Origin of the sequence: Microbacterium laevaniformans (genome assembly GCF_016907555.1) — a bacterium.
In the GTDB taxonomy this organism is placed as follows: domain Bacteria; phylum Actinomycetota; class Actinomycetes; order Actinomycetales; family Microbacteriaceae; genus Microbacterium; species Microbacterium laevaniformans.
The window spans coordinates 1-14434 of record NZ_JAFBCE010000001.1 but is presented as its reverse complement, the minus strand read 5'-3'; the positions used below and the strand labels follow the sequence as shown (position 1 = coordinate 14434).

General features: G+C 69.2%; 15 protein-coding genes and 1 pseudogene. 8 read left to right on the top strand and 8 right to left on the bottom strand.

Annotated features, from left to right (window positions below; genetic code table 11):
- Positions 1-4 precede the first annotated feature (4 nt).
- From JOE53_RS00075 to JOE53_RS00065, 3 genes are read right to left on the bottom strand one after another with little or no spacing between them, the layout of a single operon-like run.
- Positions 5-901: a glycine betaine ABC transporter substrate-binding protein gene (locus tag JOE53_RS00075; protein ID WP_204946396.1), complete on the bottom strand. Its 897-nt coding sequence runs from the start codon at positions 899-901 to the stop codon at positions 5-7.
- Complete coding sequence (locus tag JOE53_RS00070) at positions 898-1848, bottom strand: ABC transporter permease (protein ID WP_204946395.1); 951 nt, start codon at positions 1846-1848, stop codon at positions 898-900. Before JOE53_RS00070 ends, JOE53_RS00075 begins: the two co-directional genes overlap by 4 nt.
- Positions 1848-3134: a quaternary amine ABC transporter ATP-binding protein gene (locus JOE53_RS00065; protein WP_005054850.1), complete on the bottom strand. Its 1287-nt coding sequence runs from the start codon at positions 3132-3134 to the stop codon at positions 1848-1850. Before JOE53_RS00065 ends, JOE53_RS00070 begins: the two co-directional genes overlap by 1 nt.
- A gap of 354 nt (positions 3135-3488) precedes the next feature.
- On the opposite strand from JOE53_RS00065, the gene JOE53_RS00060 reads away from it, so the two are divergent.
- The 3 genes from JOE53_RS00060 to JOE53_RS00050 are packed head-to-tail and all read left to right on the top strand — an operon-like array spanning position 3489 to position 5469.
- Positions 3489-3872, top strand: coding sequence for a GntR family transcriptional regulator (locus JOE53_RS00060; protein ID WP_204948139.1), 384 nt, complete (start codon positions 3489-3491; stop codon positions 3870-3872).
- Positions 3869-4765 (top strand): ABC transporter ATP-binding protein, encoded by an 897-nt coding sequence (locus tag JOE53_RS00055; RefSeq protein WP_204946394.1) that lies wholly within the window; start codon positions 3869-3871, stop codon positions 4763-4765. Before JOE53_RS00060 ends, JOE53_RS00055 begins: the two co-directional genes overlap by 4 nt.
- Positions 4762-5469: a hypothetical protein gene (locus tag JOE53_RS00050; RefSeq protein WP_005054844.1), complete on the top strand. Its 708-nt coding sequence runs from the start codon at positions 4762-4764 to the stop codon at positions 5467-5469. The genes JOE53_RS00055 and JOE53_RS00050 overlap by 4 nt, the downstream gene beginning before the upstream one ends.
- Here the strand turns inward: JOE53_RS00050 and JOE53_RS00045 are convergent.
- Entirely contained in the window at positions 5466-5783 is a 318-nt protein-coding gene (locus JOE53_RS00045; RefSeq protein ID WP_005054841.1) for a chorismate mutase, read from the bottom strand. The two genes, JOE53_RS00050 and JOE53_RS00045, sit on opposite strands and share 4 nt — an antisense overlap.
- A 72-nt stretch (positions 5784-5855) precedes the next feature.
- On the opposite strand from JOE53_RS00045, the gene JOE53_RS00040 reads away from it, so the two are divergent.
- Positions 5856-7046 carry an AI-2E family transporter gene (locus JOE53_RS00040; protein ID WP_204946393.1) on the top strand — a complete coding sequence of 397 codons (1191 nt, stop codon included), beginning with the start codon at positions 5856-5858 and terminating at the stop codon, positions 7044-7046.
- A 41-nt stretch (positions 7047-7087) separates the two neighbouring features.
- Here JOE53_RS00040 and JOE53_RS15165 read toward each other — a convergent pair whose 3' ends face one another.
- The 4 genes and pseudogenes from JOE53_RS15165 to JOE53_RS00025 all read right to left on the bottom strand — a co-directional run bounded on the left by JOE53_RS15165 (position 7088) and on the right by JOE53_RS00025 (position 9441).
- On the bottom strand, positions 7088-7276 hold the full coding sequence (locus tag JOE53_RS15165) for a beta-propeller fold lactonase family protein (RefSeq protein ID WP_373876946.1): 189 nt from the start codon (positions 7274-7276) through the stop codon (positions 7088-7090).
- 47 nt (positions 7277-7323) lie between these two features.
- Positions 7324-7789 (bottom strand): annotated as a pseudogene (locus tag JOE53_RS15160) (beta-propeller fold lactonase family protein); the annotation flags it as partial.
- 34 nt (positions 7790-7823) lie between these two features.
- Positions 7824-9110: an adenylosuccinate synthase gene (locus JOE53_RS00030; RefSeq protein WP_036282698.1), complete on the bottom strand. Its 1287-nt coding sequence runs from the start codon at positions 9108-9110 to the stop codon at positions 7824-7826.
- Positions 9111-9267: 157 nt separating this feature from the next.
- Positions 9268-9441: an LPXTG cell wall anchor domain-containing protein gene (locus JOE53_RS00025; RefSeq protein WP_204946392.1), complete on the bottom strand. Its 174-nt coding sequence runs from the start codon at positions 9439-9441 to the stop codon at positions 9268-9270.
- A 396-nt stretch (positions 9442-9837) separates the two neighbouring features.
- Between JOE53_RS00025 and argG the strand changes: the two genes are divergently transcribed.
- The 4 genes from argG to JOE53_RS00005 all read left to right on the top strand — a co-directional run.
- Complete coding sequence (argG, locus tag JOE53_RS00020) at positions 9838-11280, top strand: argininosuccinate synthase (protein WP_204946391.1); 1443 nt, start codon at positions 9838-9840, stop codon at positions 11278-11280.
- 65 nt (positions 11281-11345) lie between these two features.
- Positions 11346-11972 carry a TetR/AcrR family transcriptional regulator gene (locus JOE53_RS00015; protein WP_061681187.1) on the top strand — a complete coding sequence of 209 codons (627 nt, stop codon included), beginning with the start codon at positions 11346-11348 and terminating at the stop codon, positions 11970-11972.
- Entirely contained in the window at positions 11972-12667 is a 696-nt protein-coding gene (locus JOE53_RS00010) for a hypothetical protein (protein WP_204946390.1), read from the top strand. Before JOE53_RS00015 ends, JOE53_RS00010 begins: the two co-directional genes overlap by 1 nt.
- Positions 12664-14434, top strand: a 1771-nt coding sequence (locus JOE53_RS00005) for a YhgE/Pip family protein (RefSeq protein WP_204946389.1), incomplete at its 3' end; no start/stop codon positions are given. The genes JOE53_RS00010 and JOE53_RS00005, both read left to right, overlap by 4 nt.

Below are 14434 nucleotides of genomic sequence, written 5' to 3'. Positions count from 1 at the left end.
CGCCTCAGGACGTGAGGCCGTCGACCCACGCCTGGTTGTCGGCGATCCACTGCGTGAGCGCGGGGCCGTAGTCGTCTCCGTTGTTCTGGTTGAACATCACGTCCTCGAGCGAGGCGAGCTTGTCGCTGGGCATCGAGAAGTTCGAGATCCAGCCGTGCACCTCGGGGTGGTCCTTCGCGAAGGACGTGGAGGCCACGGAGTGGATGCTCTCGGCGGAGCCCAGCAGCCCCTTCGGGTCGGCGAGGTCCGTGATGGGGAAAGCGCTGTAGGCCCAGTGCGGCCGCCAGAGGGTCACGGCGATGTTCTGGCCGGCATCCGTCGCCTTCTTGAGCTCGGCGAGCATGGCGGGAGTGGACGACTCCACCAGCTGCATCGACTCCAGGCCGTAGCCGGGCACGACATCGTCGCCGGTGATGCGCATGAGCCCCGAGCCCGGCTCGATGCCGACGATGCGTCCGCCGAACTGGTCGGATGCCGCGGCGAGCTGATCGAGCGAGTCGATCGGCGCGTCCTTGTTCACCGCGATCGTCAGCCGCGCGTCGTCGTTCCAGGCGCCGAGGTCCTCGACCTTGTCGCCGTAGCGCTTCATGTAGTCCGCGTGGGTCGTGGGCAGCCACGTGTCCAGGACGAGGTCGAAGTCGCCGCGTGCGAGCCCCTGGTACACCGGCGCGACGTCGGCGTACGTGAGCTTCACGTCGTAGCCCTTGTCCTCGAGGATCGACTGCCACAGATACGACGCGGCGATGCCCTCGTCCCACCCGTTGAACACGGCGATCTCGATCGACTTCTTCTCGGCGCCGGGCGCTGCGGTGTCGCCGGCGCCTCCGGCGCACCCGCTCAGAGCGAGCGTGGCGGCGGCGGTCAGGGCGATGCCGCCCAGAATGCTCCTGGTGTGCTTCATGCTGACGTCCTCTCCATCCGCGTGCTGTCCGCGGATCGTTCGGTGTCAGCCGCGGACTCTCCGCGGCTGTGGCGGGCGATCTGCCCGCCGGGTCGGGTGGTGGCGCGGAGGCGGCGCGGGGCGCGTGGGCGGCCCAGCGCCGAGGTCAAGCGGTCGAGGATCATGGCGATCATCACGACCGACAGTCCGGCCTCGAAGCCGAGCCCGACGTTGATGCGGCCGATGGCGCGGACGATCTCGCCGCCCAGGCCCCCGGCTCCGACCATGCCCGCGATGACGACCATCGACAGGCTGAGCATGATCACCTGGTTGATGCCGGCCATGATCGACGGCAGCGCGAGCGGAATCTGGATCTGTCGCAGCACACGCGCCGGAGACGCTCCGAAGGCGTAGCCGGCCTCGACCACCTCGGTGTCGACGCCGCGGATACCGAGCTCGGTGAGCCGGACGCCGGGCGCGATCGCGAACAGGATGGTCGCGATCATGCCGGGAACCGCGCCGACGCCGAAGAAGATGATGGCGGGGATCAGGTAGACGAACGCGGGCATCGTCTGGAGGAAGTCGAGCACCGGGCGCACGATGCGCGACGCGGTGTCGTTGCGTGCCGCCCAGATGCCGACGGGGATCGCGATGACGATCGCCACCAGGGCCGCAACGATGACGAGCGCGAGCGTGTCCATCGCGTTGTCCCACTGGTCGACGGCGACGATCAGCAGAAGCCCGAGCGCGGTTCCGCCGGCGAGCCGCCACCCGCTGGCCGCGAAGGCGAGGGCGGCGAACACCACGACGATCACCCAGAACGGGGGCGCCATGAGCACGGCATCCACCCCGTCGTAGACCGCTCCGAGCACGAATGCCGCGGCGTCGAAGAATCCGCGCAACGCGTCACTCAGGGTGTCGACGACGGCCTCGGCCCACTGGCCGATGGGAATGCGGAACCCCTCCATCAGCGCCCCCCTTCCGCCGCGGCGTCGACGAGCGGCGTGAACTCCGCGACCATCTCCAGCGGCGTCTGCACGACGGGCATCTCCCGCGTGGTGGGCGGGACGTTGCCGAGCGCCGCGAGCAGCGTGATGCGCGGGATCACCCCGCGCAGCCGGCCGTGCTCGTCGACGACGGCGAGCGGCACGGTGGCCTCGACCGCGGCTTCGACGATGTCGGTCAGCAGGTCGTCTGGCCCCACGGTCGGCACGTGCCGATCGACGATGCGGCGAAGGTCGGTCTCACCCGCCTTCACGGCGCGGATGACCGCGCGGTCGGTCACGACGCCGACCAGGCGCCGGTTCTCGATGGCGAACACGGCGCCGGCCTGGTTCTCGCGCATCGCGCGCAGAGCCCCGCGCACGCCCGCGGTGATCGGGGTGGACAGGGTGGGCGGCTCCATGACGGCGGATGCCGTGAGCACCCGGGCCCGGTCGACGTCCTGCACGAACTGGGCGACGTAGTCGTTCGCCGGGTCGGTGAGGATCTCCTCGGGCGTGCCGTTTTGCACGATGCGCCCGTCGCGCATCACGGCGATACGGTCGCCGAGGAACATCGCCTCGTTGAGGTCGTGGGTGATGAACACGATCGTGCGTCCGAGCTCGCGCTGCAGTTCGACGAGCTGTTCCTGCATTTCGCGACGGATGAGGGGATCGAGGGCGGAGAAAGCCTCGTCCATGAGCAGCATGTCGGTGCCGGCCGTCAGGGCCCGAGCGATGCCGACGCGCTGGCGCATGCCACCGGAGAGCTGGTCGGGAAGGGCGTCGACACGGTCGCCGAGCCCGACCCGGTCGAGGATCTCCCGTGCGCGCTCCCGACGCTCGGCCTTGCCCACGCCTTGGATCTCGAGCGCGTAGGCCGCGTTGTCGAGCACGCTGAGGTGCGGTAGCAGCGCGAAATGCTGGAAGACCATCGACACCGACTCGCGGCGGATGCTGCGCAGCTGCGCGGCGGAGGCCGTGGTGACGTTGCGGCCGTTGATCGTCACGTCGCCCGCGGTCGGGGCGAGCAGCCCGTTGAGCATGCGGATGATGGTCGACTTGCCCGATCCGGACAGTCCCATGATCACGAAGATCTCGCCGCGGTTGACGGTGAAGCTGGCGTCGACGACGGCGGCCGTCCCGGCATCCGCCACCTCGGCGCGGGACTGACCGGCGCGCAAGCGCGCGACGGCATCCTTCGGATCGCGTCCGAAGACTTTGAACAGATGCCGCGCCTCCAACAGGGGCGCAGCAGAAACAGCGTCGGTCACAGAACACCTCGGCAGCCCGGTGCATAGGCTGCATCGGTCGCGCCCGGGTGACGGCCACTCACGTTCTCAGAGAACGCTCGGCGCTGGACATCGGGTCCGCGCACAGGCCGCCGACCTTACGACCGGGGCGCCTACGGGCAGGGCGACGGTCGCGGACTGGTCTGGTCATCGACCCCGCAAAGGGCCGTGCTCCACGGTTTCATCCGAGTGGACGCTCACGCAAATTGGACTCCCGCCCGGGTTCTCGCTATCACGCGCACGCAAGAGTTCGCAGCCATCGCTGCTTGACGTCATCACACTTCTATGGTTACTTAGTGAAGTAATGAACCAAAACACCGGATGCCGGGAGGCCACGTGATCGACGAGGGACGCGCACTCTTCGTGCAGATCGCCGAGAGCGTCGAGGACTCCATCGTCGACGGCAGTCTCGCCGAAGACTCCCGCGCGCCGTCGACCAATGAGCTCGCGGCGTTCTACCGCATCAACCCGGCCACGGCCGCGAAAGGAGTGAACATGCTCGTCGACAAGGGTGTGCTGGTGAAGCGCCGTGGCGTCGGGATGTTCGTGGCGGTCGGCGCCCGCGAGAGCCTGCGCGCCGAGCGCCGCGCCGCATTCGCCGACCGCTACCTCGACCCGCTGCTCGCCGAAGCACGCACCCTCGGCCTCGACGCCGACGACCTGGTGCGCCTCCTTCGCGAGGGCACCCACGCCACCGTCCCGGAAGGAGATGCCCGATGACCGCCGTCATCGAGGTGAACGACCTCACCAAGCGCTACCACAACACCCTCGCTCTCGACGGGGTGAGCCTCACTCTCGAGAAGAACCGCATCTACGGGCTGCTCGGGCGCAACGGCGCCGGCAAGACGACTCTCATGTCGATCCTCACGGCACAGAACATCGCGACGAGCGGCGACGTGCGCGTCTTCGGGGAGAACCCCTACGAGAACGAACGGGTGCTCTCCCGCCTGTGCTTCGTGCGCGAAAGCCAGAAATACCCCGACGATGCGACGCCGACGCACGCCTTCCGTATCGCACGCTTGTTCTTCCAGAACTGGGACCAGGATCTCGCCGACCGACTCGTGGGCGAGTTCCGTCTGCCCCTCAAGACGCGCATCAAGAAGCTGTCACGCGGACAGTTGTCTGCCGTCGGCGTCATCATCGGCCTCGCGTCCCGCGCGGAGATCACGTTCTTCGACGAGCCGTACCTCGGCCTGGATGCCGTCGCCCGCCAGATCTTCTACGACCGGCTCCTCGAGGACTATGCAGAGCACCCGCGCACGATCATCCTGTCCAGCCACCTGATCGACGAGGTCGCGAACCTCCTCGAGCACGTCATCGCGGTCGACGACGGCCGCCTGCTGCTCGACGAGGCGACGGACGATCTCCGCGGGCGGGCGACCACCATCGTCGGCGATGCCGAGGCCGTCGACGCGGTCACGGCGGGCCTCGAGGTCATCCACCGAGAGAGCCTCGGACGCGTGGCAAGCGCCACCGTGTTCGGCACCCTCGACGACGCCGCCCGCCGCCGGATCGCGGACACCGGTCTCGACCTCTCTCCCGTCTCGCTGCAGCAGCTCATCGTGCGCCTCACGATGCACACCGCCCCGACCTCGAAGGAGCTCGTCTCATGAACCGCACGCTCGCCGTCGCCCGCATGCAGCTGGTCAACAAGCAGACGTTCGTCTGGGTGCCGCTCATCATCACCGCCGTGGCGTTCGTCATCAGCTGGCTGATCGCCGCGATCATCACCAACGCGATCGGGGCCGCCCCCGCGATGGGCTCGTCGTTCAACGGCGCCGGCCAGGCGCCCCTGTGGTACTTTCTCGCGATCGGCATCCAGTCGCTGACCCTCACCTTCCCGTTCTCGCAGGCGATGAGCGTGAGCCGGCGGACGTTCTTCGTCGGCACGACCGCGATCGCCGCCGGTGCAGGGGCGGTACTCGCGACCGTCTACAGCCTGCTGCGCATCCCGGAGGCGTCGACGAACGGCTGGGGTGTCGGGTCGTACATGTTCAATCTGCCGGGCATCACAGACGCCACCTGGTACGAGGGGTGGGTGTTCTTCTTCGCCGTGACCGTGTCCTTCTTCCTGCTCGGGTTTTGGATCGCGACGATCTACAAGCGCTTCGGCCCCACGATGGTCACGACCGTGCTGAGCGCGATCGGGCTGGTGCTGATCGGCGCCGTCGCCCTGATCACGTGGCAACGCTGGTGGGGCGACGTGGGCGCGTGGCTGGCAACACAGACCCCGCTCACCTTCGGGCTGTGGCTCCTGGTGCTGTGCGTCGTTCTCGCCGGGTCGAGCTATCTGACCCTGCGCCGCGCGACGCCCTAGTCCGACGGGCTGGTCGTCGCCTCCCCGTCGCCCGCGGCAGCCGCGGTGTGGTGGCGGATCACTTCGGCGACGACGAAGTTGAACCACTTCTCGGCGAACTCGGGATCGAGGTCGGCCTCCAGAGCGAGCCGACGCAGGCGGGCGATCTGCTGCTCCTCGCGAGCGGGGTCGGATGCCGGCATCCGATGCTCCGCCTTGAGCACCCCGACCTGCTGGGTGCAGCGGAAGCGTTCGGCGAGCATGAAGATCAGTGCCGCGTCGATGTTGTCGATGCTGGCACGCAGACGCTGCAGGTGAACGGCGGCGTCAGTCATGGGCTTCCTCTCGTCCTCGCCGACATTACCGCCTCTCCGGACGGCATCCGCTGACAGCCCTAGAGTGTGACCATGGCAGCAGCATCGAACGAGCCCCGCTCGCGTTCGCTCCGGCGCGGAACGAAGACCGCGGCGGATTCCGGCCGCGCGAAGCCGGCCGACAGCGCGGCGTCACCCGATGCTCATGTGCACCGCTCACACACGGGGCGCCCGGTGTGGACGACCCTGACCCGCCCCTTCGCCGTGGGCTTCTTCCTGACGCTGGGCGGGCTGGTGGCGATCCTTCTGGGCATGGCCGTCACGAGCCTGGTCACGGTGTGGATCTACGTCGCCTTCGCCCTGTTCGTCGCCCTCGGGCTCAACCCCGTCGTGCAGCGACTGCAGCGGCACGGAGTCGGCCGCGCGTGGGCGATCGTGATCGTCTACTTCGCCCTCGCGCTGCTGCTGGTCGCGGTTCTGTGGCTCATCGTGCCGACGGTGGTGCGCCAGATCGCCCAGTTCATCACGGACGTTCCCACCCTCGTGACGTCCTTCCAGCAGACCGACCTCTACCACTGGGCCCGCGATCAGTTCGGCGACCAGGTGCCCGCGATCGTCGCCGAGGTGCAGAAGTTCCTCACCGACCCGGGCCATCTCGCGGCGATCGGCGGAGGCGTGCTGCAGATCGGCATCTCCATCGGCACGACGATCTCCGGGATGATCATCATCATCGTGCTGAGCCTGTACTTCCTCGCCTCGCTGCCCGAGATCAAGCAGGCGTTCTACCGCCTGATGCCCGCGCGCAGTCGCTCACTGACCGCCGACCTGACCGAGCAGATCACCGAGTCCGTCGGTGGCTACCTGGGCGGCATGGTGGTGCTCGCCTTCTTCAACGCCGTGGTGAGCTTCATCCTCTACACGGTGCTGGGTCTGCCGTTCCCCGCCCTGATGGCCGTGGTCGCCTTCTGCCTCACGATCATCCCGCTCGTCGGTACGGTGCTGTTCTGGGGCATCGCCTCGGTGGTCGCCCTCTTCGCCAGCCCCCTGTCGGCGCTGATCTTCGCCGTCGCATATCTGGTCTACATGCAGCTCGAGGCATACGTGCTCACCCCGAAGGTGATGAACAAGGCCATCGCCGTGCCCGGCGCACTCGTGGTGATCGGCGCCCTCGTGGGCGGCACGCTCATGGGTCTGCTCGGCGCCCTCGTCGCGATTCCCGTGACCGCCTCCATCCTGCTGATCATCAAGAAGGTCTTCATCCCCAAGCAGGATGCTGCGACCTGAGCCCCATCGGCTTCCCGACCCGGCGGCCCTCGGCGGCGACCTCAGGATGCCGCGAGCAGGCAGGTGGGCGAGGGGGCGTCCACGCGGCGTCGGGCGCGCCCCGGCACCCCGGTGCGCTCATCCAGCGTGAGCGCGGCGATCTCGTCGGAGCGCTGACCCGCCACGAGGAGGGTGTCGCGCACGACGACGTGATGCCGCGGCCAGTCCACGCCCCGGCGACGACCCGCCACTGCCCGCTCGCATCGTGGGCCAGTGCGTAGAGCTCGTTCGACAGCTCGGTCACCACGAACAGATGCTCGGAGGGATGCCATCGACTGTGGCGCGGCCCGGTCTCCCGCGCAAGCGCGACGTCGTGCGAGCCCCGCGCCGGGTCACCCCGCCAGAACCGCACCAGATCGAGCCCGAGATCGGTCGTCGCGATCGTGTCGCGCGGGAGGAAGCGCACGTGGTGCGCGCGCGACAGTCGCGTCTGCTGCGACAGCGATGTGGCAGACGGCCTCGCCGGCTTCCAGCGCACCCCCGTGCGGAACGAACCTCTCGTCGCCGATGCGGCGATAGGCCTGCACCACACCGCGCCCCTCGAGTGCCGCGTAGACGACGGGAAGGGTCGGATGCCACGCGAGCCACGACGGCGAGTCGGCGCGCACCGCGACCTCCGTGCGCCGGGCGAGCTCTCCGCCGGCCGACACGTCATCGGCGTTGCCCGCCAGGAGCGTTCCGACGCCCTCCGCGCGGCCGCCCATATCGGCGGAGTATCCGCCGAGGAAGAAGCGCACCTCAGTCGACGAGATCGTGACGCACGATGACCGCGTCACGGGCGGGCCCCACGCCGATCACCGAGATGCGCGTGCCGCTCATCGCCTCGAGAGCCAGCACGTACTCCTGCGCCGGGACGGGCAGGTCCTCGAAGCTCCGTGCGCCGGAGATGTCGTCCTGCCAGCCCGGGAAGTACTCGAAGATCGGGGTCGCGTGGTGGAAGTCGCTCTGATTGACCGGGACCTCATCGAACCGCTCGCCGTCCACGTCGTATGCGACGCACACGGGGATCTGCTCGAGTCCGGTGAGGATGTCGAGCTTGGTGAGGACGAGGTCGGTGATGCCGTTGATGCGGGTCGCGTAGCGCGTGATCGGCGCGTCGTACCAGCCCACGCGGCGGGGCCGACCCGTCGTCGTGCCGAACTCGAAGCCGCGCTTGCGCAGCCACTCGCCCTTGTCGTCGAACAGCTCCGTCGGGAACGGGCCGGAGCCCACGCGTGTCGTGTAGGCCTTGACGATGCCGACGATGCGGTCGAGGCGGTTGGGGCCGACGCCCGAACCGGTCGAGGCGCCGCCGGCGGTGGCGGAGGAGGAGGTCACGAACGGGTACGTGCCGTGGTCCACGTCGAGCATCGTGGCCTGGCCGCCCTCGAAGACGACGACGTCACCGGCATCCAATGCCCGACTGAGCAGCAGCCCGGTGTCGCAGACCATGGGGCGCAGGCGCTCGACGTAGGAGAGCAGATCGTCGACGACCTCGTCGACGGTGATGGCACGGCGGTTGAAGACCTTGACCAGCAGGTGGTTCTTCTGATCGAGCGCACCCTCGACCTTCTGGCGCAGGATGTTCTCGTCGAAGAGGTCCTGAATGCGGATGCCGACGCGATTGATCTTGTCGGCGTAGGTCGGACCGATGCCGCGCCCGGTCGTACCGATCATGCGCTTGCCGAGGAAGCGCTCGGTGACCTTGTCGAGGGTGCGGTGATACTGCGTGATCACGTGTGCGTTGGCGCTGATCTTCAAGCGCGACGTGTCGAGGCCCCGGGCGTTGAGCGCCTCCAGCTCGGCGAACAGCACCTCGAGGTCGACGACGACGCCGTTGCCGATGACGGCGTTCACGCCGGGCGACAGGATGCCGGAGGGCAGCAGGTGCAGCGCGTACTTCTCATCGCCGATGACGACGGTGTGACCGGCGTTGTTGCCGCCGTTGAATTTGACGACCCAGTCGGTGCGCTCACCGAGAAGATCGGTGGCCTTGCCCTTGCCTTCGTCTCCCCACTGGACGCCGACGATCACGATGCCTGGCATGGACTGCTCCCCCGTTTTCGGCCTTCTGGCGCATATCGGACGGTTGCACCGGGAATGCCGGTACACCCCATCCTATCGAGCAGCCCGTGCTGCGCTCCGACGCTGCGCGGGCGGGGCGGGCGGGCGATCATCACGCCCGCCCCGCCGGGCGCATCCGTCAGACCTCGCGGCGGCGGCGGCGCGTCAGCAGCACGATGCCGACGATCACACCCGCGATACCGAAGCCGGACACCCCGAGCACGAGCGCGGAGCTGCCACCGGTCGCGGGCAACGGCTTGTCGAAGCGGTTGTCGACGCCGATCGCGATCGTCGTGTCGGCGCCGATGACCACGCTGGCCGGGTCGGCGGAGTGGCCGGCTGCAGCTCGAGGAAGAGGCGGACCTTGAACACCTCGCCGGGCTTCATGCGGTTGCCGTCCGACGGCCACGTGAACGTGACCGTGCGCCCGTCGGGGCTGAGACCCACCGTGACCTTGTCGGAGAGAAGACCGTCGGCCTGCTTCGTGAACACGGGCGCCGGCGTCGCCAGGTAGTTCAGCTGCGCCGGAAGCGTGTCGTGAGTTCCGAGACGGTGAGGAAGCCGGTGCCGGTGTTCTGGAACGTCAGGTCGAACGGCACGGGCAGAACGTAGTGGATGGATGCGTGGCTATGCGAATCCGGTGACCCCCGCGGCCGTGAGAGCCCGCACCCGCAGGTTGCACCGCCGCCCCTCAGTAGACTGAGGTTCCATGTCGAAGGTCCTTCAGTCCCTGCCCGTCGGCGAGCGCGTCGGCATCGCCTTCTCCGGAGGTCTCGATACCTCGGTCGCCGTCGCGTGGATGCGCGACAAGGGCGCCGTCCCGTACACCTACACCGGTGACCTGGGACAGTACGACGAAGACGACATCGATGCGATCCCCGGTCGCGCCCTGCAGTACGGCGCCGAGAAGTCGCGCCTCATCGACTGCAAGCCTCTGATGGTCGAGGAGGGTCTGGTGGCGCTGGCGTGCGGCGCGTTCCACATCCGCTCGGGCGGGCGCACCTACTTCAACACCACGCCGATCGGCCGCGCCGTCACCGGCACTCTGCTGGTGCGCGCGATGAAGGAAGATGGCGTCGACATCTGGGGCGACGGCTCGACGTACAAGGGCAACGACATCGAGCGCTTCTACCGCTACGGCCTGCTCGCCAATCCGGCGCTGCGCATCTACAAGCCCTGGCTGGATGCCGATTTCGTCACCGAGCTGGGTGGTCGAAAAGAGATGAGCGAGTGGCTCGTCGCCCACGAGTTCCCGTACCGCGACTCGGTCGAGAAGGCATACTCCACCGATGCCAACATCTGGGGTGCGACCCACGAGGCGAAGACCCTCGAGCACCTCGACGTCTCGCTCGAGATCGTCGACCCGATCATGGGCGTGCGCTTCTGGGACCCGTCCGTGGAGATCGCGACGGAGGACGTCTCGATCACGTTCGAGGCCGGACGACCGGTCGCGATCAACGGCGTCGAGTACACCGATGCGGTGGCGCTCGTGCGTGAGGCGAACACCATCGGCGGCCGTCACGGCCTGGGCATGAGCGACCAGATCGAGAACCGCATCATCGAGGCAAAGTCCCGCGGCATTTACGAGGCGCCGGGTATGGCGCTGCTGTTCATCGCCTACGAGCGCCTGGTCAACGGCATCCTGAACGAAGACACCCTGGCGACCTACCACGAGCAGGGTCGCCGTCTCGGACGCCTCATGTACGAGGGGCGCTGGTTGGAGCCGCAGTCGTTCATGCTGCGCGAGTCGATCCAGCGGTGGGTGGGCTCTGCCATCAGCGGCACCGTCACCCTGCGTCTTCGCCGCGGCGAGGACTACACGATCCTCGACACCGTGTCGAAGAACCTCTCGTATGCGCCGGAGAAGCTGTCGATGGAGCGCGTCGGCGACGCCGCGTTCGGCCCCACCGACCGCATCGGCCAGCTCACGATGCGCAACCTCGACATCGCCGACTCGCGCGCGCGTCTCGAGCAGTACGCGGGTCTGGGACTGATCGGCGGCGCGACCGCCGAACTGGTCGGCGAGCTCGCGTCGGGCGAATCGGCGGGGATCACCGGCCACGTGGCTCCGTTCGACGAAGCGCGCGAACAGCTCGCGGAGGCGGTCGACGAGGCATCCGAGTCGGCGTCGTTCGACTTCGGCGCCGACTGAGCCTGCGTTCCGACTGACATCTCGCGAAACTTGCACACCGATGTGCAAGTTAATACACTGACCGGGTGACCACCACCACCGCACCCCTTCGCCGCCCCCGAAAGGATGCCGCCGCCAACCGTGCCGGCATCCTGCAGGCGGCTGCGACCACCCTGGCGCTCGACCCGTCCGCCTCGATCGACCAGATCGCCCGCGCCGCCGGGTTGTCACGGCGCGCACTGTACGGACACTTCGACGACCGCCAGGCGCTGCTCACGGAGCTCATCGCCGCGGGCGCCCAGCGCTTCAATGCGATCGCCTCGTCGCTCCACGAGCCGCATCCCCCGCTCGCTCTCGCACGCTTGACGGCGGCCCTGTGGGCGGAGGCCGCCCACGTGCAGGTGGCCGCCGCGCTCGCGCTCGACGACACCCGCCTCGAGCAGACCGCCACCGCACTCGCACCCCTGCGACGCGCGCTCGTCGGTGTCGTCCGCGCCGGTCAGGACGACGGGACCCTCCGCGTCGACATGGCCGCCCCCACTCTCGCCCGTCTCATCGAAGAGACGGCGCGCGCCGCGGTCAGCCGCATCGACGCCTCGTCGCCGATCGCGACCTCGATCGCCGTCCGCGCCGTCCTGAGCATCGCCGGGCTCTCGTGGCGCGAGTCCGAGGCGCTGCTGAACGCCCACCCCGATGTGCTGGAGGCGAACTGATGCGCGTGCGTCTGGATGAGGTGCAGAAGGGGCGCCGCGGCGAGGCCTTGGGCACGACGAGTCTCACCTATCGCAGCGGCCGCGCCACCCTCGCGGTGGCCGAGACGGAGCAGCGCCCCACGGTGTTGGGCCTCATCGCGTCGGGGCGCATGCGCCCGGATGCCGGCACCGTCGCACTCGACGACGCCACCGATCGCCGCGCCCGCAACGCGCTGCGCCGTCGTGTCGCCCTGATCGATGCTCCCGACGTCAGCGAGCCGGCGCCGAACATCGCCGTCGCCGGAGTCGTCGCGGAAGAGCTCATGTTCGCGGGTCTCGCCTCCGATCCGCTGTCCGCGCGACGCTGGCTCGACGATCACAACCTCCGCTCCTTCGCGCGGCTGCCGATCGCCGACCTCGCGCCGTCGCATCGCCTGAGGATCCTCCTCGAGCTCGCGTCGGCGCGTCCCGGCGTCGACGGTCTCGTGCTTGTCTCGCCCGACCGCCACGGCGGTGACCCCGCGCAGTGGTGGGAGCTCGCCGAGGAGTTCGCCGAGCGCGGGTTCGCCGTCCTCGTGATCGCCGGCGAGGCGGCGGCCGCCGCCCTCGCCGACTCCTCGGCATCCCTCACGCAGCGTCCCTCCAGGGCCCGCGTCCTCAAGCCCAGCCGTGTGCGCCTGCGCACCACCGCACCCCTGGCCGGAGGCCACCGATGAAGATCCCTGCCATGATCGCTGCCGAGCTGCGGCGCCTGACGGCCACGCGAATGTCGGTCATCGCCCTCATCGCGCTCATGCTCGTCCCCGTGCTCTACGGCGGCCTGTACCTGTGGGCCAACCAGGACCCGTACGGGCATTTCTCCGAGGTTCCCGTCGCGCTGGTCGATCTCGACGAGGGGTCGGGGACCGGCGGCGATGCGGCGCAGTACGGCAGCCAGGTCTCACAGCAGCTGATCGACGGTCACGCGTTCGATTGGCGTGCCATGAGCGAGGCGGACGCCGCAACCGCCCTGCACGAGGGGACGGTCGACTTCATCGTCACGATCCCCTCGGACTTCTCCGCGGCCCTCGTCTCCTCCGGCGGCTCCGCACCGCGCCAGGCGACCATCGGCCTGCAGACCAACGACGCCAACAACTACCTCGCATCGACCATCGGCACCCAGGCCGTCGAGAAGATCCGCCGCTCGGTCGCCGAGCTCGTCGGCCAGGAGGCGGCTTCGCGCTTGTTGGGAGGGCTCGCCGACATCCGCGCCCAGCTCGTGCAGGCGTCCGACGGCGCCACGACCCTCGCAGACGGGGCCGCCCAGGTCGCCGGAGGCAGCACGACACTGGCGCAGGGCACCGCCGCACTGGCGCAGGGCGCGGGAACGCTCACCGACGGCGCCAGCCAGGTCGCCGCGGGCGCCGCGCAGGTCGCCGACGGCGCCCGTCGCGTCTCGGCGGGGACGGCGACGCTCGACGGGTACGCCGATCGCGCGGCATCCGCGGGGCAGCAGGTGGTCGCCGCCCTCCCGCAAGCTCGCGCCGACATCGCGACGCTGCTGGCCGACCGCGGCGTCGACCAGGCCACGATCGACCAGGTGCTCGCCGCGCTGGATCCCATCGGCGACGCCGCGGTGACCGGCAACAACCGTCTTCAGGCGGCGGTGTCACAGGTCGATCAGCTGGCGTCCGGGGCAGCGCAGGTCGCCTCCGGCGCCGCGCAGGTCTCCGCCGGGGCGACGCAGGTCGCGGGCGGCGCCGGCTCGCTCCGCGACGGCGCCGACCAGGCCGCGGCCGGCGCGGCGACCCTCGCGTCCGGTGCCGGCCAGGTCGCCGGCGGCGCGTCGCAGCTGCGCGACGGTCTGGCTTCGGGGGTGCAGGCGATTCCCGACACGGATGCCGCGACCCGCGGCGCCCAGGCGAAGACCATCGCCGATCCGGTCGCGGTGAGTTCGAGTGCGCAGACCTCCGCGGGCGATTACGGTGCCGGGCTCGCGCCGTTCTTCGCCGCACTCGCCGGCTGGATCGGCATCTACGCCCTCTTCCTCATCGTCAAGCCGATCTCGCGCCGAGCGGTCACGGCGCTGCGCTCACCGGTCCGAGTCACCATCGCGGGCTGGCTCACCCCGGCTCTCCTGGGCAGCGTCGGCATGGTCGCGCTGTTCGGCGTGCTGTCGTTCGCCCTCGGCTTCCGGTTCGCGAACCCACTCGGCACTCTCGGCATCCTGATGCTCGCCTCCTTCACCTACGCGGCGATCATCCTGGCGCTGAACGTCTGGCTGGGCTCGGTGGGCCAGTTCGTCGGTCTCGTGCTGATGGTGCTGCAGCTCGTGACGGCGGGAGGCACCTTCCCCTGGCAGACGCTGCCGGCACCGCTGGCGGCACTGCACCACGTGCTGCCGATGGGCTACGTGGTCGACGCGATGCGCCAGCTGATGTACGGCGGTGACCTCGCCCGTGTGGGCACGGACATCGGCGTGCTGCTGCTGTGGCTCGGCGGGG